Source organism: Phycisphaerae bacterium (genome assembly GCA_024102815.1).
Lineage (GTDB): Bacteria > Planctomycetota > Phycisphaerae > UBA1845 > UBA1845 > JAGFJJ01.
On sequence record JAGFJJ010000070.1, the window covers coordinates 1 to 18,796 of the forward strand.

Sequence of the window (18,796 nt, forward strand, 5' to 3'; positions counted from 1 at the left end):
GCTTCAGCGGCGACCTCGCGATCGACGCTACATGACTCGGGGCCGGAATGGCTGGCTGGGCCTTTTCCGTGCGACTCTTTCATTCGCTTCTCCTTGCCGGTTTTGACCGGCGCATCTAACTCTTCAGACATATCAGCGATCCCCCCCCGCGAAGCGAACGTGGTCCAGGGGGGGGAGGTTGCGCTCGCGGAGGAAGATGAAGGAAACGTGCTGGAACACGCGATTGCGGAAATCTTCCGCATCGTCGGGCCGTCAAGCGGCTCCCTCACCCGATGGGCCGCGCAGATTCGTGAACTCGCCGCTGCCTCGGGGGCGGATCCTGTGGCGGAACTGCGGGCGAGGTCGGCTGCGTTAAAGGCGGCAGACCCGGCAAGCTTTCGCATCGGTGTGCTCCTGCACCGGTGGGCGTCGCTCGCGCCCTTCTCCGCCCAGGCGGCTCGAACTTTCCCTGGCATGACCGTGAGCATCGACCCGGCCACGTGCCGCCATAAAAACCGCGGTGAAATCGTGGGGCGCGTCGAATGCTCGGCCTGCGGCGCGGACCTCGGGCCGGTGCCGACGCAGGAGGGGGGCAAGAGGTGACCGTGTCGCACCAGCCGTGCCTCCCATTCACAGAGCCGCTGGCTTGTGCCCCGTTCAGCAGGACAAGCCGAGCGGCGGCGGACTCGCTGCCCGAGGCGGTGAGCGGGCGGCAGGAGCGGCTCGTTCTCGAGTGCTTGAAAAGACGCGGAGCATGGGGCGCGACGGACGCCGAGATCCAGGCTGCCACCGGCATCCCGGTGACATCGGAGGTCGCCAGGAGGAATCGCTTGGTTATCGCCGGGTTGGCCCGGGATTCCGGCCGGACTCGGCCAACGCCAAGCGGACGCGCGGCCGTCGTGTGGGTTGCAACGGAGGGCCGACATTGAGGCCACGCTGCCAATGCCGGCGCGAGGCAATGCCGGACGATCCCGTGATCGGTTCGGCGGCTGTAGCTGGACTTCCAATCCGGCGCCGCCGACGGCGATGCGCGATCTGCGGACGGCGATACGACACGATCGAACTGCCGGAGCGGAATGCAGAAGTGCTGATCGCTCACCTACTCACCGCGGCATTGGGAACCGGAAGGAAATTCGACGAACCTGCTACGGGTAGCAGTTCAGACCATTGAACACCTTACAACATGGCGGAGAATCAGACCTATGAAACCCGACAATGATCAACTCGACCAATTGATCCGCCGTTCAATGACCAAAGCTGCGAGAATCAGGGGGAAAGACGGCGAAACCGTGCTTGTTTCCGCACTGCGGCGGGAGATCGAAGAGAACGTTGGCGGTTTTGTGACTGCCGCTTCGACGTTGATTCACGGGCCGGGTGGCTCGTGTACCAGCGGCCGCCAGGAAAGCGACTGTAAGGCTCGCCACAGCACGATCGGCATCCTCGGGTAGTTTGGACTCCCGAGGCCCAGATCACGCGGCTAGAGCGGCCACAGCAAGCGGAGCAGGCAACGTGATGAGCGACCACCAGAAAAAGCGGTCCGAAACGGGTGAAAAAGGCGGGTCAAAGGTGTGGCCTGGAAGGCCCGCCCCCCCCTCTTGGGTCCTTCCCAGAGGCGTGGCGCGCGGGTCGGGCGATGGCGGGCGAAAAATGAAATAATTGTTCAAAAAAATGGGTTGCCAAGGAGGTTGCCAAGATCAAACGTCCGAGAGTGAGACACGAGTGAACTCACACAATTGAGTGCGGTTGTATGGTGCAAGAATTAGGTATGTAAATGCAAAGAACGCGCTAAGGAGATGAGCGATGTTAGAAGCGATCAGGGAGGTTCTGAGCGGGCGGAAAGCGGCGGCCGAGGCGGATCGTGGAACACGCTACGCGAAGCTGATCGACCGGGTCCTGAAAGGCGACGGCGACCCGCAAGCGGTTGCTGACGAGCTCAATGCCCTGGGCATCCCCCTTGAGCAACTTGAGAATGACGTGCGTCGCCACGAGGAGTGTGCCGCCCTCGAGGCCCTCGCCGGCCAACTGGACGAGCGGCTCAAGGACTCGAAGGCCGCCGGCATGCGACTCCGACACCTTCAAGAACAGCATGAAGCGGCGGTCCTCGAGTTCCAGGAGCAGCGGCAACAGGCCGAGGCTGACCGCGCACAGGCACAGGCAGCCTTTACAGAATCTTCACGGGCCTTGGAGCGACTGCGGCGCGAATTCGGCGATATTTCAACCATCGGCGCGGAGGCGGCTGCGTCGCATCAAGCCTCCCGCCAGGCAGAGACGCGAGCGGCGAAAGAAGCAATGCTCGCGCGCCTCAGGGACGACCTTGCGAGAGGCGTTCATACGCTGCCCTCCCGCGGCGTGGCGCAGTTGCAGCAGAGAATTACTGAGCTCGAGCAAGAACTGAGCGCGGAGCCAGTGGCAGGCTGAGGTGCATAATGAAGGACGGCGCGGACATCGTGAACCTTGACGCGGCCAGCGCTGCCGAGGTCAGAGCATTGATCGAGGAATTGGAGGCGGATCAGTTCCCCCTGCGGAAGAGGAGGGTAATGCTCGGCGGCATGGCAATCGAGATCAGTGACAAGAAAATGGCACTTGACTTGCTCAGGCAGGCCGAGGCCGCAGGACCAGGGAGGGTCAGCTTCAATGGCACGATTGGACTGGATTGACGAAGTGGCGGTGGATCTACAGGCGGAAAGGGATTTCGGCGCAAGTTCTGAACTCCAAGGGCTGTACGGGACCGTGACCGCATACCAGCGCGCCGCCCGCGAGGACGCGCGCAAGGCTGCGCTGCAGCGAAATTCGGCCGCACGATTCAATGGCTTCACGGGCGACGTTACGGACCAGGCCGCGGTGGAGCGGTTTCTTGCGAACGTGGAACTCGTCCCAGAGTCGCGTGTCGAGCTACGCGCCGCCACCAACGCAATCACCCTTCAGGCAGGCGACGCCGAAGTGAAGGGCAAACAATTCCGAGGGATCGCGTACAGCGGTGCCCCCGTCCGATATGGCAGTCGCAACGTGATCATCGACCTTGCCGGGTTGGAGGTGCCGACCCGCACGATCGCGGTCCTCCGTGACCATGACCCCGGGCAAATCGTGGGGCAGGCGACGCGATTCGACAAAACCGCTGGGCGGCTGAACATCGAAGGAACAATCACCCTTGAGACCCCTGCCGGCCGGGAAGTGTCCGCCGTTGGGCTGGACGGCTTTAACTGGAATATGAGTATTGGCTTCGCCATCGCCGAAGTACGTGAACTGTCTGAGGGTGCCACAGCAACAATCAATGGCCGGACCATTCAAGGGCCGGCGCTGATCTTCAGCAAGACCAAGCTGCTTGAAGTCAGCTTCGTGCCCGTCGGAGCCGACCAACAAACCACGGCAGAAGTATTCACCCGCGGCGAAATGGCCACGGTCTGATTGACCCTCCGGCCCGGGGGGCTGGGCCGGCGTTGGTCGCTCATCCGCCGCCCGCCCCCCATCGGATGGAGAATGAAGTGCCCAAAAAACCCGTCAAATCAACGCCACCATCGCCGCCGGCGATCAGTCCGCCCACGGGCGTGCCGCCAGAAGTCGACTATGCCGTCAACACACCACTGAGCCGGGGAGAACTCGAGTCTGGCATCCGCCTTGTGCGCGCCGACTACCGGAGCGGCACGGTCTTCTGCCCTTACTGCCAGAGCGAGGACATCAAACAAATCGGCACGCTCCGCGACATGCGCTACTTCAAGTGCAACCGCTGCGTTCTGCCTGGTCTCCGCGGACACAACGGCGAGCGAACCGGCAAGCCCACAACATTCAGAGTTGGAGCCAACTGATGCCTTCTGTGACCATCGGCGGACCGGCGGGGGTATCGACGGCCACGGCGCCGACCGCGGGGACCGTGGCCGGGCGGCAGGGGCTGTCCGTGTGGGTGCGGCGGGGCTGGAACGCCGAGGCGCAGCAACTGGACAACTGGACGCTGATTCCCTACCTGACGCCCATCAAGGCGACGATTTCGGCGTTTCCCGGGCGGAGCACGGCCGAGCTGCGCTACGACTTCGGCGTGCTGCGCCGCGAGGACAACCGCCTGCTGACCAACTTCCAGTACCAGGTCTTCAACCCGCTCGACGTGACCGACCTGTACGTGGCCATCGTGGTGTCGCCGGATATTTCCAGCCGGCGGACGGGTGCCCGGTATCACACGGTGTGGCTGGGGGTGATCCAGACGGACCAACTGGAGCTGCTGGGCGTGCCCCAGAGCGGCACCCCGGACGCCAGCGGCTACCAGACCATCCAGTGCGCCGGGCTGGAGAGCATCCTGGAGCGGCGGCAGGTGTGGCGGGGCTGGGTCGAGAACGCCGGCGATGCCTACCCGCTGGACTGGACCCCGATGTTCAACGAGCGGATGCGCCACGGGTTCCACACCCGCCCGAACCGCTCCGCGGGACGCATTACCGCGCCGCGCTGGGTCGACCTGGCGAGCGAGGGGGTTTCGTACGGGTTCGCCAGCTTTCTATACGGTGACGCCGCTCCGGCCTACTGGTCGACGATGGACATCCTGGAATACCTGCTGTACTGGAGCAACGATCCCAGCGGGGTGTATGAGAACGCGGTGCGGGACGCGGCTTTCCGCATCGACGGCTGGGATCCTAACCTGGCCGACCCGCCGGACGCTTTGCACAACTACTTGCAGCGGCTGTATCCCACGCTGGACCCCGACCGGCGCAACGTGTGGTCGATGATCAACGAGCTGATCGACCGGCGGCGGGGGATTTCCGGGCGTTTCACGTGGAGCGAGCACAGCGGCGACTACGGCGACCCCCTGGCCGTGGCCGGACAGCGCGTGGGGCTGCCCGATACCCGGGCCCCGATCGGCATCGAGCTGTTCTCCCTGCTGGACGAGGACGTGGCCGTGGGCAACGAGACGCTGCCCGGCAATCCCGTGATCGAGCAACTGAACATCGACGAGGGGCACGGCAAGCGGGCGCGGGTGGTGATCGACACCGTGGACCGGTACGAGCGGCTGATTGTCCGCGGCGAGCGGCTTCTCTCTTGCTTCAGCGCCTCCCCAGGGCTCGACGTGGTCTACAACCTGGCCAGCATGAGCAAGGCCTGGACGGCCAGCGAAGAGGCGGCCTACAAGGCCGCGGCCAACGACGAAGAACGCAAGCGGATGATCTACGACCGGGTCTGGTGCGCGTTTCGACTGGGTTTTGAGGCGGACCGCGAATTCACCTGGAAGCTGCCACTGGACAACACCAGCCTCAATCCCAGCTTCGACCTGTCGGGCAACATTCAACTGGATCAGCACAACGAGGCCACCTGGCTGGCGGGCAAGAAGATAGATGACGTGCTGCCCTTTGTGGCCCAGGCTGATGAGGGCTTCGAGTCGACGCTACCAGCCTACGAAAAACCGTTGGTCTTCCTCCGCCTCGAAGGTGCCCTGAAGCCCGCCGGCGGCGCCGATCCGTACTTTACACGCGGCGACATGGCAAAGAGTGGCTGTCACCTGCGCATGTCGGACCGTGACATGGAAGTCCGCGTCGAATGCACTCCGGCGCACCTCATTGGCAAGGGCACGTTTGATTCACCAACAAAACCTTACCCGTCAGCCGACCCGCTCTACGACCACCGCTATATCGTGGCCACCATCGCGGTGCGCACGGACAGCCGGCCGATGGTGGTGGAAACCCTGCCGTCGCTGGGCGAGCGGCCGACCTATCGCCACCGGGAGCTCGTGATCGACGTGCCCGACTGCGAAGTGTGGATCATGGCGCCCACCACGGTGATCGGCACCAACGCCAACGGCAGCCTGCAGTTCTGGACGGGGCCGCGCGTGGTGCGTGACGATACCGACCGCCTGCGGCAGACGGCGGCGCTGGCCAAGGCATGGTTTCACAAGCTGCGCGCGGCCCTGGTGTACACCGCGCCGGGGCTGGAGCCCACGCCGGACATCGGCACGCTGGTGCTGAACATCCGCGCCGGGCAGATTTTCCGCGAGGTGCGCAGCGTGGTGACCGAGCGACGCCTGGACTTCGCCAAGCGGACCACGGAGATCGTCACAGGGATGCTGGAGCTCGATCTTCGATGACCAAGGCGCGAGAACGCACCGCCGTAATCGAGGACGCATTGACCGCCTTCATGGCCAGCACACATGCCCACGGACAACTAACGGCCTATATCGCCGGATACCTTGATGCCATCGGCCAGGGCCCGCTCGGTGAAAACGACCTGGAAACGCTCCGGCACGCAATAGAGGCAAGGAAGCTGAAACAGTGACAGCGCTCCGTCACAAGTTCAACGCGCAGCGAACGGAATACCGCGGATTCACTTACGACAGCAAGGCCGAAGCCCTGCGGGCGATGGAGCTCGACGCCCTCCAGCGAGGCGGACATATCGCTGGCTGGCTGCGGCAAGTGCGGATTCCACTGGGCCCCGACTTCTCTACCATGATTGACTTCCTGGTGTTCGCGTGGGACGGCGATTCGCCATACCCACGGGCGTGGTGCGAGGAAGTCAAGGGCGTCGAGACGCCGGCTTTTCGCAAGGTCCGGCAACTATGGCCCAAGTACAGCGCGTTGGAAATGAGGATCTACAAGGCCGCCCGTGGCAAGCTGCATGAGGCCGAGCGACTGCCGGCGAGGCCGAGGGGAGTTGAATGACCGCGCCGCCGCAACAACCGACGCGGTCCGCTCCGCCCCAACGGCAGGCGCCGCCTCAGCGACCCGCGGACAACAGCAACGGCCGACGGACTGCTCCGCCGGCTGGACCGCCGGGACGTGCACCGAGCAGACCATCCGCGCCGGTTTCCTTCGGCGGGATCGCCGCAAAGCACGGACACCGCATTGTGTTGTATGGGCCCGGTGGCATCGGCAAGACCAGCTTGGCCGTTACTGCGCCCGGGCCCGTGGCCGTCTTCGACCTGGACGGATCGCTCCCCGTGCTGCAATCCCAACTGCCCACCGAGACGCGCGAGGGGATCCGCACCGTGGCCGCGCCGACCTGGTCGGCAATGCTCAACGCGCTGCACGCGCCGGGATGGGAGTCGATTCGCACTATCGTTGTGGACACCGCCACACTCGGGGAGCAACTGGCCACGCGCCACGTGCTCGCAACGATACCGCACGAGAAAACCAAGCAGCGGGTGACGCGGCTCGAGGACTACCCCTTCGGGAAGGGCTATAGTTTCGTCTTTGACGTGTTCGCCGAGCTGCTCAACGCCCTCGATGCCCATGCCCGGGCCGGACGGCACGCGGTTCTTGTGTGCCATGATTGCGTCACCAACTGCCCGAACCCGGCCGGGCAGGACTGGCTCCGCTATGAGCCCCGGCTGCAATCTCCGCCGTCGGGCAAGGCATCAATTCGCTTGCGGGTCCGCGAATGGGCGGATCATGTTCTTTTCGTCGGCTACGACATCAACGTGGCCGAGGGGAAAGGCCAGGGCAGCGGGACGCGGACGATCTACCCGGCGGAGCTGCCGCACTGCATGGCCAAGTCGCGCGTGCTCGCCGAGCCGATCCCCCTGGTCAAGTTCGATCAAACATTGTGGCAACTGCTGCTGACATTATAGGAGTGCAAAGGAATGCTTCCCCAGAGACCGGGACGGTACAAAGCAAGGGTGATTGAAAGCGGCCTTACACTGCTCGGTGACATGAGGCTGGCAACAGTAGTCGTGAACTACCAGTGCATCGCGGAGCTCGTTCACGGCGAGTGGCTGCCGATCGACGAAGACGTGTCGATCTGCGGTTATCACTTCATCCAGAAGCGCGACGGCAGCCTTAACCAGCATACGATCAACGCCCTGCGGGACGCGCTCGGCTGGGACGGGCTCGACGTGCGCTGGTTCGAACAGGCCAACCTCCGAGACGTGGACGTGCAGCTTTCCTGCGACTGGGAGGAATTCGAGGGTCAACAGCGGATGCGCGTGAAGTTCCTCAATCCGGCGGACTACGCCGGCGGGGGCGTGCCGCACGCCGATGCGGCGCTCATGCAATCCCTGGCCGCGCAGTTGAATCCGAAGCTGCGGGCTTTCTCGGGCGGCGCCGCGCCCGCGAGACCAGCGCAGGCCGCTCGACCGGCGCCCGCGGCTCCACCGGCCCCGGCCAACGAAACGACCACACGCGGAGCTCCGCCACCTGCACGGCCGCCGGCCGCCAGGCCGGCCTCTTCGTCGACCGCGCCCACGGCGACAGCGACGCCGCAGAATCAACAGGAAGCGTGGGAATTCTTCGGAAACATCATCCCGGACACGGAACCGGCCACGCTCGAACGCGAGTGGTTCCGGATCCTCGGCGAGCTCTTCCCGGGCCGCGCCGCCCAGGAGTTGACCCCTTCCGACTGGGAGAAATTCACTGAGCAGGCACCGGGCATGCTCGTGCCTTTCTGAGCCTGCCGGGGGAATTCTGCTTGACATGGGCGGCGAGCTGAGGCAACTTGGCAAGTCCTAAGAACTACTGGAGAACACGCCACGCTACGAAAACACCGGGCACAAGTTGGCGGCAACCGCGAGGACCGCGCCGCTTCCAGTAGGCGGTTAGGACAGCTTGCGCCCGGCTGCCCACGTGAAGGTGAACCCCTCCCCGCACTGCTCGCCGACTACATCGCCCACATCCAATTCAGCAGGGCCTTGTCCATTCACAGCATCCGCGCCGCTCGGACCGCCGTCCGAGAATTCGCCCGCATCGTGCCCGCCCTGGAAACGGCCACGCGGGACGATGCCCGCGCCTACGTTGGCAACCTGCGCGAGCGATACGCCACCGCAACCGTCCAGCAGCGGGTGACCATCCTCCGCAGTTTCTACACCTGGGCGGTGCGCCGCGGACGCGTCGAAGGCAATCCGTTCGCCAACATCAAGGCGCCGAAGCCCGACGCACTGCTCCCCCGAGGCATGACCCGCGATGAAGTCGATACCCTGCTCGATTCCCCGTGGTCGGGGGCATCCGCCGAACGTGACCGAGCATTACTCAGCCTGATCTACTCCGCCGGGCTCCGCGTGTCTGAAGCTGTCAGCCTGGACGTGACAGACATTCGCTGGACCGACGAGCTGATCCGCGTGCGCGGCAAGGGGCGGAAGGTCCGCACGTGCCCCGTGGGGTCGCAGGCCCTCGAGCTGCTCAAACAGTACCTCGGCGACCGCGAAGCGGGACCGGTGTTTCTGAACCGCTCCGGCGATCAGATTGACGCCCGCTCCATCCGCCGAATGCTTGCCGCACGGTGCCGTGCGGTGGGGATCCGCGAGGTAACTCCCCACGCGCTGCGACATGCCTTTGCAACGCACATCCTGGACGGCGGCGCCGATCTTCGCTTCGTCCAGGAGCTGCTCGGGCACGTGAGCATCGCCACGACGCAGCGATACACTTGCGTGGCCGCCCGCCGGCGGTTCGATGCCTACACCAAGGCCTTTAAGCGTGCCCAGAGCCCGCCGACGTCCAAAGTGCTCCGCCGCCGGGGCAACCTGCTCAAGCGGTTCGCTGATTTCCTTGCGGTGGAACGTGGCAAACCGGCCCGTATGGTTCAACGGTATGTCTATTGCCTTCAACATCTTCGCGAGGGCGTTGGCCCTCTGGAGCGGGCGACGCCGGCCGCAATCCGGGGCTACCTGGAAGATCAGCGGGTGGCTGTTTGCCAGCGGACATTGGAAGCCCGCCTGGCCGCGATCGGCGCGTTCTACCTCTGGGCAGTGGCCAACGGCTACGTGGCGACGGATCCCGTGGGGTCGGTTTTGAGGGAGTTTCGACGCGGTTTTGCAGCCGCCGGAAAGGCGGTGGCATCGTGACCCCTGAAGCCGATGCTCGGGTCCGCGTCGGCCTACCGGGCGGACTGCTCACGGGTACGCTCACCGTCCGCAACGGATCGCCCGTGCTGATCGTCGACGGAATACCCGGCGTCCGCCGGCCGGCAGATTATCCCATGCGGCTCGAAGGCAACCACGAGCTGATCCGGCGATGGAATGAGGCCGTCGGAGAAAGCTGACGCAATATGTCGCTACGACTTGGTAAGTGTGGATCCCGCTGGTTCGAGCTGCCCGACGAGGCGGCCACGGACACGATCTCCATCCTTGGCAAGCGAGGCGCCGGCAAGACGTATATCGCCGGCGTCCTCGCCGAGGAAATGCTCGCCGCGAAACAGCACGTGGTAATCCTCGATCCGCTCGATGTCTGGTGGGGGCTCCGCGCCTCTGCCGACGGGAAGCGCGAAGGTTACCCGGTTGTAGTGTTCGGTGGAGATCGCCAGGACGTGCCCGTGACCGGCGCCGACGGCCGGCAGATCGCCGACGCCATCATTGACCATCGCATCAACGCGGTTCTGTCCGTCGGGCACTTGAGCAAGACCGCGCAGCGGCAATTCGTTGCGGATTTCGCCGAGCGGCTCTACCAGAAGAACCGCGACGCACTCCACCTGATGATCGACGAAGCTGATGCCTTCTGTCCACAGCGGGTGCAGGCCTCTTCGGCCCGGTGCATGGGCGCCGTCGATGACTTGGTGCGGCGCGGCCGCGCCCGGGGTATCGGCGTGACGCTCATCACGCAACGTTCGGCAGCGATTAACAAGGACGTGCTGACACAGACCGAGTGCTTGGTCTGTGTCCGAACCAAGGGGCCGCAGGACAAGGACGCGGTCCGCGCCTGGGTCGACGTGCACGACGCGCCGGAGCACGTGCGGGACTTCTGGGAATCGCTGCCGACCCTGCCTACGGGCGAGGCTTGGTTCTGGAGTGGCGACACGTTCGCCCGCGTGGCGATCCGCACGAAGCGGACCTTCGACTCCTCATCGACGCCGAAACTCGGCCGCAAGCGGGCGGAGCCGAAGCACTGGTCGCCCGTCGACCTCGAGAAACTGCGCGGGCAACTGTCGCAGTCCATCCAGGCAGCAGAGGCCTCCGACCCTGCGAAGCTGCGAAAACGCATTGCGGCACTCGAGGCGGAGCTTCGGTGCCGACCGGAGACGTCCGCACCGGATGAATCCGCACTCACGGCCGCAGAAGCCGCCGGCTATCGGAGAGGATTCGACGCCGGCCGGAAGACAGCGACGGTGGCGATTCGCTCCGTACTCGATGGCGTCATGGCCGAGCTGGCCCGGGCCGCGGCTCCGGAAGTCCCGCCGGTGAGGAATGGTCCAGCGGCGCGGCATCGTCCGCGATCCCGTCCGGCCACGCCGACGACGGCACCCGATGCCGCACCATCTTCCCGGGCTCACGAAAATGGTCGGCTCGGCGGAGGTAAGCAACGCATGCTCTCCGCTTTGGCCCAATTCGGAGCGATGAGCGATCGCAAGATGTCCCTCCTAACGGGTCTGTCCGCCTCGAGCGGCACGTTCGGAACGTATCTCGGCCAATTGCGAGCGGAGGGCCTGATCGAAGGCAGTCGGGGCGAGCTGCGCGCGACCAACGCAGGAATCACTACCCTAGGCGAATTCGAGCCGCTGCCCACCGGCCCCGCTTTGCGCGCCTACTGGCAACAGCGGCTCGGGCAGAGTGGAATCAGACGCCTCTTCGACGTGGTTTGTGAAGCCTACCCGGCTTCGCTCGCCCGCGAGGAAGCCGCCGAACGCGCAGGCCTTTCCGCTGCGTCGGGGACATTCGGAACCTACCTTGGAAAGCTGCGGACGCTTGAGCTGGTCTCCAAGTCGGGCGACCTCCGGGCCAGTGACGAGCTGTTCGAATGAAACGAAGCCGCTACGTTGGCCCAGGAGCGACGATCGGCAGGCGGGAAGACATCCGGGACGGGGAAACGCGAGAATCGCCTGCCGAGGCGCCGACGTCGAAGCGATCGGCCAACCCAGAGGCTGCAAGAGGGAGCCCGTGAATGGCGGATGAAACAAAGCAACGGTCCGGCCTACTCCTGCCCGTGGGTATCGCGGGAGTGATCGGCCTTGTCTTCGGATTCCTGATCGGGCTTCTGTTTGTGGAAGGGCGATCGAAGGATCAATTCGTCGAATGCGAGGCTGCGCTCAACAGCGCGACCTTGAAGCAAGGCGAAGCGGAAGCAGGGCTGAAGCAGTGCACCAACGAAAAGGCGCGTGCCCTGGACAAGCTCCAAACGTGCACGGCAACCTCCGCCAGACTGGAAGAGCAAGCGAACCGACTCGGCGAATGCAACGCACAGGTCGCGCTCCTGGAGGCAAGAGTCGCCGAGCTCGAGCCCGCGCAGACAGAACAGCCTCCGCCTGCACCTGATTCGACCTCGAATCAGCTCCGTGTGCTGCGGGCATCCGTTCGCCGCAGTGACGGTATTTTCAACGACGTAGTCTTGGACCTCGAAGTCGAGAACAACACGGCCGTTCCGATCTCGAAGGTGCGGTTCGATTGCGTCATCAAAAGCCCCGGGCGAGCGGTACCTTGGTTCGAGGGCAGATTTTCCTATGAGATACCCGGCGGCGTCGAGCCCGGGGAACTAGTCGAATGGCACCTTACCAGGCAGTTCGATTCGGAATGGCGGACGAAGATCCCCTTCGATGAGCGAAGCGACTTCATCGTGGAAGTGACCGTTCTGGACCTGTTTGACGCCGAGGGCAAGCCGCTGATCGTAGAGGACAGGAACCGGTGACAACCGCCCGCAGCGGCGGACGGGCAATAAGGACATGAATATTCACGGCCGTCTCTGCGGCCGGAAGGCGAGGAAGGCGGGCCGCACGGTCGGCGCCGTACGCTCGCCAATCCCAGCGCGTGGGACAGAGGGAGAGCAGAGCAATGGCAAAAGCAAGACGACGCACGCGGCGACGCTCAAAAGGGACGGTGTTTCGCCCGACGGTGACCCGCATTGTCAACGGGCGCAAGGTGACCGTGCAGACGCAGTTCTACTGGGCCCGGTACCGCGATGCGAAAGGCAAGCCGCAGTGCCACGTGCTCCGGCTGGCCACCGGCAACAAGGTGACCGACGTTGACGTGGCGGACTCCCTGCTCCGGCAGATCCTCAAGCGCGTGGAACGCGAGGCCGCCGGTCTGGTCGATCCCCAGGTGGAAGCCGCCTCGATGTCCTTCCGCACAATCGTCGCCCGCTACGTGCAGACCATTCGTCAGCGGCGACGCTCCCGGGCATACGTCCGGCAAGTGCTCGCTGTCGGCAAGTGGTTCATCGACGAAGGCGAAATCGGCCGTCTGGCAGAGTTCACCACGGAGCGGGTGAGCAAGGCCCTCGGCAAGCTGGCGGACCGCGGCAAGGCCCCGAAGACGGTCAACGAGTACCGCTCGATCATGTACGGCCTAGGCGAATGGGCGATGACCACGGTGGAGCTGACCGCACGAAACCCTGTCGCCCGCGTGAAACGCGCCGAGGCCCGCGGCGATATTCGCCGGAAGCGCCGGGCCCTCACCATCGATGAAGCAAAGCAGCTCCTGGGCGCGTCCGAGCCGCGTAGGCTCTTCTACACGCTCGCCCTGTACACCGGCCTGCGGGCGGGCGAGATCGCGGCCCTGGAGTGGCGGGACGTTGAACTAGGTGGCAAACGTCCGGCGATCTCACTCCGGGCGGAAACAACGAAGGCAGGCCGAGCCGACGAGCTGCCCATCCATCCGGCCCTGGGCAAGGCTCTGAAAGACGCCAAGTCCAAGGGAGCGAAGCCAACGGACAAGGTAATCCCGACGGTGCCCCGCTGCGCTACGCTCACGGGACGCGACTACATGCGGGACGGCAAGAAGCTGCACCTGAAAGGCGACCTGGAACGCGCGGGGATCCCGATCCGCGATGACCACGGCCGAGCTATTGACCGCCATGCACTGCGCACAACGTACTGCACGTGGCTGATGCTGCACGGCGTGGATGAGCGGGCCCGGGTCCGGCTGGCCCGGCACTCGCCCTCGGGTGTGACGATGAAGCACTATTCGGACTTCCGACTGCTCGACTTGTGGGCGGAGATCGGCAAGCTGCCGGACATCACACCCCCGAAGCCGAAGGCCGAGGCGGAGCCGGAACGGCTCCAGGCGACAGGCACGGACGGGCGCTCGGTTGCATCGGAAAACCAAGCGCACGCGCAGAAGGGCAAAACCGGGCGGCGGAAAAATGTTGCACGCCCCGTTGCATTAAGCTCTGGCCAACCGTGTCCATTTGAGTCCATTTCCGACCATAAGCCGAACAAATCAGTTAAGGCTCGAAACACGAGTTCAACCTATAAAAATAGGGATTTTCGAGCAAAATCGCACTCGGGGCGGCGGGATTCGAACCCGCGGCCTCTTGGTCCCAAACCAAGCGCGCTACCGGGCTGCGCCACGCCCCGTCACCGAATCAAGTTACCAGAAGACCGCTCGGCTACCAAAGTCGACAAGACCCAGATTTTGCGGTGGCACCTACTTTCCCTGCGGGGACCGGTGCTCGCCGGTTTCCACCGGCCTCGTCCCGTCCGCCACCCACTCGCTCCACGAACCCGGATAGAGCAACGCATCGCCGAGCCCCGCGTGGGCAAATGCCAGGATGTTGTGGCATGCGGTCACGCCAGAACCGCAATAGAACGCGACGTTTCCGGCATCGCGCGGTCCAAGGGCCTTTTCGAAACGTTGGCAAAGCTCTGCCCGGCTCTTGAATCGACCGTCGGCCGCGAGGTTCTCTCCGTACGGCAGATTCACCGCGCCGGGAATGTGCCCCGCCACAGGATCAAGCGGTTCGACTTCCCCGCGATACCGCTCCGCCGCGCGGGAATCAACGAGAAACAACCGGCTGTCGTTTAGCTGCGATAGAACTTCCTCTGTGGCCACGGCCCGATCCGCCCGCGCTCGCGCCGTGAAATGGCGTGTCGGCCGTTCTTCATTTCCCGAAGCAATCGATCCGCCTGCTTCGACCCACGCCTTCCAACCGCCATCCAACACGGCGGCCGCATCGTGCCCCAGCCAGCGGAGCATCCACCACATCCGGGCCGCAAACGCCCCGCCTGCGTTGTCGTAGGCCACGACCTGCACACGATCGTCGATACCCCACTGCGACAGCCGTCGCACGAACTCCTCGATCTTTGGCAGCGGGTGCCGTCCTGTGCGTCCGGCGATCACGGGTGCCGCGAGGTCGTCGTCCAGGTGCGCGTACACCGCTCCGGAAACGTGCGCTTCGAGATACGCCCGGCGACCTGCCTGCTTGTCGTCCAGCGCGAATCGGCAGTCAACAATCGCCACCTGCGGATCGCCGAGATGCGCCTTGAGCTCGTCGACGGATATCAGTGTTTGGAAGTTCATGACCGCGATTCTATCCCAACCGGCTCGAATCCACGAGCACCGTACGGACACAAGCCGCCACGGACCACTCCTTGACAGTATCGCCCACGCTCCTAGGGTTATCGCAACTGGTTGCCGCCGGATATGCGGCTCACGCAATTCGCAGGTGTTCGGGAGCAGGCCATGGCCGCGAAGGAAATCCGACTTGATGCCGGTGACGACGCGACCGCGGCGGCCAGACGTGCCGCCGAGGTTCTCGACAACGACGGCCTGGTCATCTTCCCCACGGAGACCGTCTACGGCGTTGCCGCCCGCGTAACCCCGGCTGCCCTCACGAAACTGCGTGAGGTCAAAGGGCGATCAGCCGATCAGGCGTTTACCGTCCATCTTGGCGACAAAGAGACGGCATCTGAGTTTGTCCCCCGCATTTCCGGCCGCGCAAGAAGGCTCATTCGCAAGGCCTGGCCCGGACCGCTTACGCTCATTCTTCCCGAACCTCATCCCGAGGCGGCCCCGATCGCCAGGCGACTCGACCCAAACATGCTCGACGCGGTCTACTACAACGGCGCCGTGGGACTGCGATGTCCCGACGAACGCTTTGCTCTGGCCATGCTCCGCGCCGCGGGTGGTCCCGTCGTGGCGTCCAGCGCCAACCACGCGGGTGAGTCCCCTCCGACGACACTCGAGGCCGCGGTGAAGTCACTTGGAGACTCCGTCGACCTCGCCGTCGGAACAGGACCGACACGCTACAACAAGCCCTCCACCATCGTTCGTATCAGCGGACGCCAGCTCGAGGTCGTTCGCGAAGGCGTTCTGGACGCCGGTACCGTGCAAAGGATGGCCGTGCTGCGCCTGCTCTTCGTCTGCACCGGGAACACCTGCCGCAGCCCGATGGCGGCCGCCCTTGCCCGGAAGTTCCTCGCGGAACGCCTGGGCTGCTCGATGGAGCAATTGTCCGATCACGGCGTTCTGGTATCATCGGCGGGTACGGCCGGTGGCGGCGGCGGCGCAGCCGAGTTCGCTATTGAGGTCATGCTCGAGCGCGGGATCGACCTGCACGATCATGTGTCCACGCTGCTCACGGCCGACCAGGTGCGGCAGGCGGACCATTGCTTCACCATGACTGCCGCCCACCGCGATGCCGTCAACTCCCTGGAGCCCGGCAGTGCCGATCGCGTGGCGCTTCTGCTGCACGATCGCGACGTCGAAGACCCCATCGGAGGAACCGCGCAGGATTACGAGCAGTGCGCGGAGATTCTTGAGCAGGGCCTCCGTGCCCGGCTGGAGGAAATCGAACCATGAGAATCGCTCTGGCTTGCGACCACCGCGGATTTCGCGCCAAGGAATTGATCAAGGCCTATCTTCAAAAGGCCGGGCACGATGTCACCGATTTCGGCTGCGAGAACACGGAGAGCTGCGACTATCCCGACACAGGCTTCAATGGCGCCAAGTCCGTCGCCCAGGGCCAGTCAGATCGCGGTATCCTCCTTTGCGGCACGGGCATCGGCATGTCCATGGTGGCCAACAAGGTCCATGGGATCCGTGCCGCCCTGTGCCACGATGAGCTCACTGCGGAACTTTCCCGTCGGCACAACAACGCCAACATTCTCTGCCTTCCCTCCGACCTCATCGGCGAGGAGCTCACCCGCCGCGTGGTCGACATCTGGCTGCGCACCGATTACGAAGGCGGCCGCCACGAGCGCCGCCTGAACAAGATCACCCAGTTTGAGCAGAACGGACATTGCGCACCGCAGTAGCGACCGCGTAACTTGGGCGCCCGGACCCACGCCGCTCTTGCGCTGCGCCTATGTGTCTTCGTCATGTGTGTCGATATTCACCGGCGAGTGCAGATCCTCTGAAGAGGACGGGCGCGTCAACACACTGTAAAAGCAGAAGCTGATCAGCGACACCACGAAGGTCAGCGAACAGATCATGAAAACCCAGCCGGCCGGCGTCATGCGAGTTCTCCCACGGGGACGCTGCCCGGCCGCTCTCGGCGGAAAGCACTCTTGTCGCGCGTTTCCGCCTGCCAGCGCGGCCCGGCCAGCTTGATCATCACCAGGAGGAATACAGCCACGACCACGATCAGCCCGATGGAAAGCAACGCTGCGGGCTCCTCCTTGATGAAATCGATCTTGCCGGGCAGATCCTGATAGCACCACATGCCCAGCACAAAGAACAGGTACAGCGGGGTCACGTAGCGGATCATGAACACGAACCCGCGCGGCATGCGCATCTGGGCCCCCTCATGCGCGAAGATCCGCCCGCGCTTGGCACCGAACACCCACGCGAAGAGCACCGTCTGCACGGTCGCGAGTACGACAATGATCACGGTACCCACCCAGTCGTCCAGTGTGGAAAGCGCCACGAGGTTTTTGCTGAAGAAGATCACGAAAAGGGAACCAAGCCCCGTAATTAACCCAAGCAGGGTGACCGACATCTTCCGGCCGATGTTGAGCGCCTCCTCCAGAAACGCGATGGCCGGCTGAAGCATCGAGAGCGAGCTCGTGATCGCCGCAAGAAACAACATGAAGAAGAAGAGGAACCCGAACAGGCGTCCCGCGGGCATGTACTCAAAGACAATCGGTAGTGTCTTGAAACCCAGATCGAACGTTCCCGTTTTCTGCGCACCGATCAGACCGAGGAATACAAACGCCGCCGGAATCGTGATCAGTCCGCCAAGGCATACCTCGAAAAATTCGTTGGTGGACGATGCGGTCAACCCGGAGAGCACCACGTCGTCCTTTCGTTTGAGGTAACTGGAATAGTTGATGATCACCCCGAATCCCACAGAAAGGCTGAAAAAGATTTGCCCCGCCGCTGCCAGCCAGACCTGCGGTTTGGCCAGGGCGTACCACCACCCGTGCTGCGCATCCACCGCCTTGGGGTTCCACATGAACCCCAGCCCGTTGATGACATTCTGGTCCGGGAACTCCGGGTTCGGCGTGCCCAACGTCAGCACCCGCAGAAGCACGGCAAACGCACAGATCGCCATGAGCGGCATGGCAAACATGCAAAATCGCTCGATGCCTTTCGATAGGCCTCGAAAAATCAGAAAGAAATTGATGCTGAATACAATGATCCAGACCACGACGCTGATGTGAATCTGGCCGTTCAGCATCAGCCCGTCCTGGTTCGCCCCCGTGAATGAGTTGAAGAAATCCTCCGCACGCTGTGCATATAGGCTCGGATCGGTGCCCAGGTCGATCGACCCGGTCAGGAACATCACCGCATAGCCCATGCACCACGACTCGATCAGCACGTAGTACATGTAGATGAGGACAGGAATGAGCAGCCCCAGCACCCCCAGGTACCGCCAGATGGACCGTCGCCCGAGCAGGCCGAAGATCGCCGGGCAAGAATTGAACCCGAACTGCCCGCCGTATTTCCCCATCGTCCACTCGGCCCAGCAGATCGGAATGCCCAGGAAGATCAGCGCGCAGAAATACGGGATCATGAACGCCCCGCCGCCGTTGCTCGCCGCCGTACCCGGAAACCGCAGGAAATTGCCCAGTCCCACGGCCGACCCCGCGACCGCCAGCACCACGCCGATGCGCGACGCCCACTGTTCCTTTGGCCTGCTCATCGATCGCTCCCTGAACCAACGGATTCTGCGGCATTCCTCTCGGCACGCCGCAGCGAACACATCGTCGCAATGTCTCGCGCAATGATCACATCAGGTGGCCAGCATGCTAACGAACCAACGCCGCACAGCCA

20 protein-coding genes, 1 tRNA gene and 1 pseudogene are annotated in these 18,796 nt (G+C 64.0%); 18 read left to right on the plus strand and 4 right to left on the minus strand.

Features of this window, described 5'->3' with window-relative positions:
- Positions 1-159: 159 nt before the first annotated feature.
- The 16 genes and pseudogenes from J5J06_17835 (at position 160) to J5J06_17910 (ending at position 13,765) form a co-directional block, all read left to right on the plus strand.
- Positions 160-582 carry a hypothetical protein gene (locus J5J06_17835; protein ID MCO6438959.1) on the plus strand — a complete coding sequence of 141 codons (423 nt, stop codon included), beginning with the start codon at positions 160-162 and terminating at the stop codon, positions 580-582.
- A gap of 599 nt (positions 583-1,181) precedes the next feature.
- Entirely contained in the window at positions 1,182-1,427 is a 246-nt protein-coding gene (locus J5J06_17840) for a hypothetical protein (GenBank protein ID MCO6438960.1), read from the plus strand.
- 352 nt (positions 1,428-1,779) lie between these two features.
- Positions 1,780-2,397: a hypothetical protein gene (locus J5J06_17845; protein ID MCO6438961.1), complete on the plus strand. Its 618-nt coding sequence runs from the start codon at positions 1,780-1,782 to the stop codon at positions 2,395-2,397.
- 8 nt (positions 2,398-2,405) lie between these two features.
- A complete protein-coding gene (locus J5J06_17850) occupies positions 2,406-2,636 on the plus strand; it encodes a hypothetical protein (GenBank protein MCO6438962.1) in 231 nt (76 codons plus the stop codon).
- Positions 2,614-3,384 (plus strand): HK97 family phage prohead protease, encoded by a 771-nt coding sequence (locus tag J5J06_17855; protein MCO6438963.1) that lies wholly within the window; start codon positions 2,614-2,616, stop codon positions 3,382-3,384. Before J5J06_17850 ends, J5J06_17855 begins: the two co-directional genes overlap by 23 nt.
- Before the next feature lie 77 nt (positions 3,385-3,461).
- Positions 3,462-3,782: a hypothetical protein gene (locus tag J5J06_17860; protein MCO6438964.1), complete on the plus strand. Its 321-nt coding sequence runs from the start codon at positions 3,462-3,464 to the stop codon at positions 3,780-3,782.
- Positions 3,782-6,037, plus strand: coding sequence for a hypothetical protein (locus J5J06_17865; protein MCO6438965.1), 2,256 nt, complete (start codon positions 3,782-3,784; stop codon positions 6,035-6,037). Before J5J06_17860 ends, J5J06_17865 begins: the two co-directional genes overlap by 1 nt.
- Positions 6,034-6,225, plus strand: a complete 192-nt coding sequence (locus J5J06_17870) for a hypothetical protein (protein MCO6438966.1) — start codon at positions 6,034-6,036, stop codon at positions 6,223-6,225. Before J5J06_17865 ends, J5J06_17870 begins: the two co-directional genes overlap by 4 nt.
- Positions 6,222-6,608 carry a DUF1064 domain-containing protein gene (locus J5J06_17875; protein ID MCO6438967.1) on the plus strand — a complete coding sequence of 129 codons (387 nt, stop codon included), beginning with the start codon at positions 6,222-6,224 and terminating at the stop codon, positions 6,606-6,608. The genes J5J06_17870 and J5J06_17875 overlap by 4 nt, the downstream gene beginning before the upstream one ends.
- A 185-nt stretch (positions 6,609-6,793) precedes the next feature.
- On the plus strand, positions 6,794-7,516 hold the full coding sequence (locus J5J06_17880; GenBank protein MCO6438968.1) for an AAA family ATPase: 723 nt from the start codon (positions 6,794-6,796) through the stop codon (positions 7,514-7,516).
- 12 nt (positions 7,517-7,528) lie between these two features.
- Complete coding sequence (locus tag J5J06_17885) at positions 7,529-8,332, plus strand: hypothetical protein (GenBank protein ID MCO6438969.1); 804 nt, start codon at positions 7,529-7,531, stop codon at positions 8,330-8,332.
- Positions 8,333-8,572: 240 nt separating this feature from the next.
- Entirely contained in the window at positions 8,573-9,721 is a 1,149-nt protein-coding gene (locus J5J06_17890) for a tyrosine-type recombinase/integrase (protein ID MCO6438970.1), read from the plus strand.
- Positions 9,718-9,918 carry a hypothetical protein gene (locus tag J5J06_17895; GenBank protein MCO6438971.1) on the plus strand — a complete coding sequence of 67 codons (201 nt, stop codon included), beginning with the start codon at positions 9,718-9,720 and terminating at the stop codon, positions 9,916-9,918. Before J5J06_17890 ends, J5J06_17895 begins: the two co-directional genes overlap by 4 nt.
- Before the next feature lie 6 nt (positions 9,919-9,924).
- Positions 9,925-11,610 carry a DUF853 family protein gene (locus tag J5J06_17900; GenBank protein ID MCO6438972.1) on the plus strand — a complete coding sequence of 562 codons (1,686 nt, stop codon included), beginning with the start codon at positions 9,925-9,927 and terminating at the stop codon, positions 11,608-11,610.
- A gap of 140 nt (positions 11,611-11,750) precedes the next feature.
- Entirely contained in the window at positions 11,751-12,491 is a 741-nt protein-coding gene (locus tag J5J06_17905) for a hypothetical protein (protein ID MCO6438973.1), read from the plus strand.
- A gap of 143 nt (positions 12,492-12,634) precedes the next feature.
- Positions 12,635-13,765: pseudogene (locus J5J06_17910) on the plus strand (tyrosine-type recombinase/integrase).
- Between the two features lie 318 nt (positions 13,766-14,083).
- Here J5J06_17910 and J5J06_17915 read toward each other — a convergent pair.
- Together J5J06_17915 and J5J06_17920 are read right to left on the minus strand one after the other, a co-directional pair.
- A tRNA-Pro gene (locus tag J5J06_17915) sits at positions 14,084-14,157 on the minus strand.
- A 70-nt stretch (positions 14,158-14,227) separates the two neighbouring features.
- The gene (locus tag J5J06_17920) at positions 14,228-15,100 is read right to left on the minus strand and encodes a sulfurtransferase (protein ID MCO6438974.1); all 873 of its coding nucleotides are present in this window, start codon (positions 15,098-15,100) and stop codon (positions 14,228-14,230) included.
- A gap of 162 nt (positions 15,101-15,262) precedes the next feature.
- Between J5J06_17920 and J5J06_17925 the strand changes: the two genes are divergently transcribed.
- On the plus strand, positions 15,263-16,381 hold the full coding sequence (locus J5J06_17925) for a threonylcarbamoyl-AMP synthase (protein ID MCO6438975.1): 1,119 nt from the start codon (positions 15,263-15,265) through the stop codon (positions 16,379-16,381).
- Complete coding sequence (gene rpiB, locus J5J06_17930; protein ID MCO6438976.1) at positions 16,378-16,836, plus strand: ribose 5-phosphate isomerase B; 459 nt, start codon at positions 16,378-16,380, stop codon at positions 16,834-16,836. Before J5J06_17925 ends, rpiB begins: the two co-directional genes overlap by 4 nt.
- A 48-nt stretch (positions 16,837-16,884) precedes the next feature.
- Here rpiB and J5J06_17935 read toward each other — a convergent pair whose 3' ends face one another.
- Together J5J06_17935 and J5J06_17940 are read right to left on the minus strand one after the other, a co-directional pair.
- Positions 16,885-17,037 carry a hypothetical protein gene (locus J5J06_17935; GenBank protein MCO6438977.1) on the minus strand — a complete coding sequence of 51 codons (153 nt, stop codon included), beginning with the start codon at positions 17,035-17,037 and terminating at the stop codon, positions 16,885-16,887.
- Complete coding sequence (locus J5J06_17940; GenBank protein MCO6438978.1) at positions 17,034-18,665, minus strand: sodium-dependent transporter; 1,632 nt, start codon at positions 18,663-18,665, stop codon at positions 17,034-17,036. Before J5J06_17940 ends, J5J06_17935 begins: the two co-directional genes overlap by 4 nt.
- Between the last annotated feature and the right edge of the window lie 131 nt (positions 18,666-18,796).

What these genes read in the sequence shown, in the direction of transcription:
- J5J06_17940 (MCO6438978.1), bottom strand. Translation starts at nt 18,665, where the DNA reads ATGAGCAGGCCAAAGGAACAGTGGGCGTCGCGCATCGGCGTGGTGCTG.
- J5J06_17870 (MCO6438966.1), top strand. Translation starts at nt 6,034, where the DNA reads ATGACCAAGGCGCGAGAACGCACCGCCGTAATCGAGGACGCATTGACC.
- J5J06_17850 (MCO6438962.1), top strand. Translation starts at nt 2,406, where the DNA reads ATGAAGGACGGCGCGGACATCGTGAACCTTGACGCGGCCAGCGCTGCC.
- J5J06_17935 (MCO6438977.1), bottom strand. Translation starts at nt 17,037, where the DNA reads ATGACGCCGGCCGGCTGGGTTTTCATGATCTGTTCGCTGACCTTCGTG.
- J5J06_17900 (MCO6438972.1), top strand. Translation starts at nt 9,925, where the DNA reads ATGTCGCTACGACTTGGTAAGTGTGGATCCCGCTGGTTCGAGCTGCCC.
- J5J06_17905 (MCO6438973.1), top strand. Translation starts at nt 11,751, where the DNA reads ATGGCGGATGAAACAAAGCAACGGTCCGGCCTACTCCTGCCCGTGGGT.
- J5J06_17885 (MCO6438969.1), top strand. Translation starts at nt 7,529, where the DNA reads ATGCTTCCCCAGAGACCGGGACGGTACAAAGCAAGGGTGATTGAAAGC.
- J5J06_17925 (MCO6438975.1), top strand. Translation starts at nt 15,263, where the DNA reads ATGGCCGCGAAGGAAATCCGACTTGATGCCGGTGACGACGCGACCGCG.
- J5J06_17920 (MCO6438974.1), bottom strand. Translation starts at nt 15,100, where the DNA reads ATGAACTTCCAAACACTGATATCCGTCGACGAGCTCAAGGCGCATCTC.
- J5J06_17865 (MCO6438965.1), top strand. Translation starts at nt 3,782, where the DNA reads ATGCCTTCTGTGACCATCGGCGGACCGGCGGGGGTATCGACGGCCACG.
- J5J06_17840 (MCO6438960.1), top strand. Translation starts at nt 1,182, where the DNA reads ATGAAACCCGACAATGATCAACTCGACCAATTGATCCGCCGTTCAATG.
- J5J06_17855 (MCO6438963.1), top strand. Translation starts at nt 2,614, where the DNA reads ATGGCACGATTGGACTGGATTGACGAAGTGGCGGTGGATCTACAGGCG.
- J5J06_17845 (MCO6438961.1), top strand. Translation starts at nt 1,780, where the DNA reads ATGTTAGAAGCGATCAGGGAGGTTCTGAGCGGGCGGAAAGCGGCGGCC.
- rpiB (MCO6438976.1), top strand. Translation starts at nt 16,378, where the DNA reads ATGAGAATCGCTCTGGCTTGCGACCACCGCGGATTTCGCGCCAAGGAA.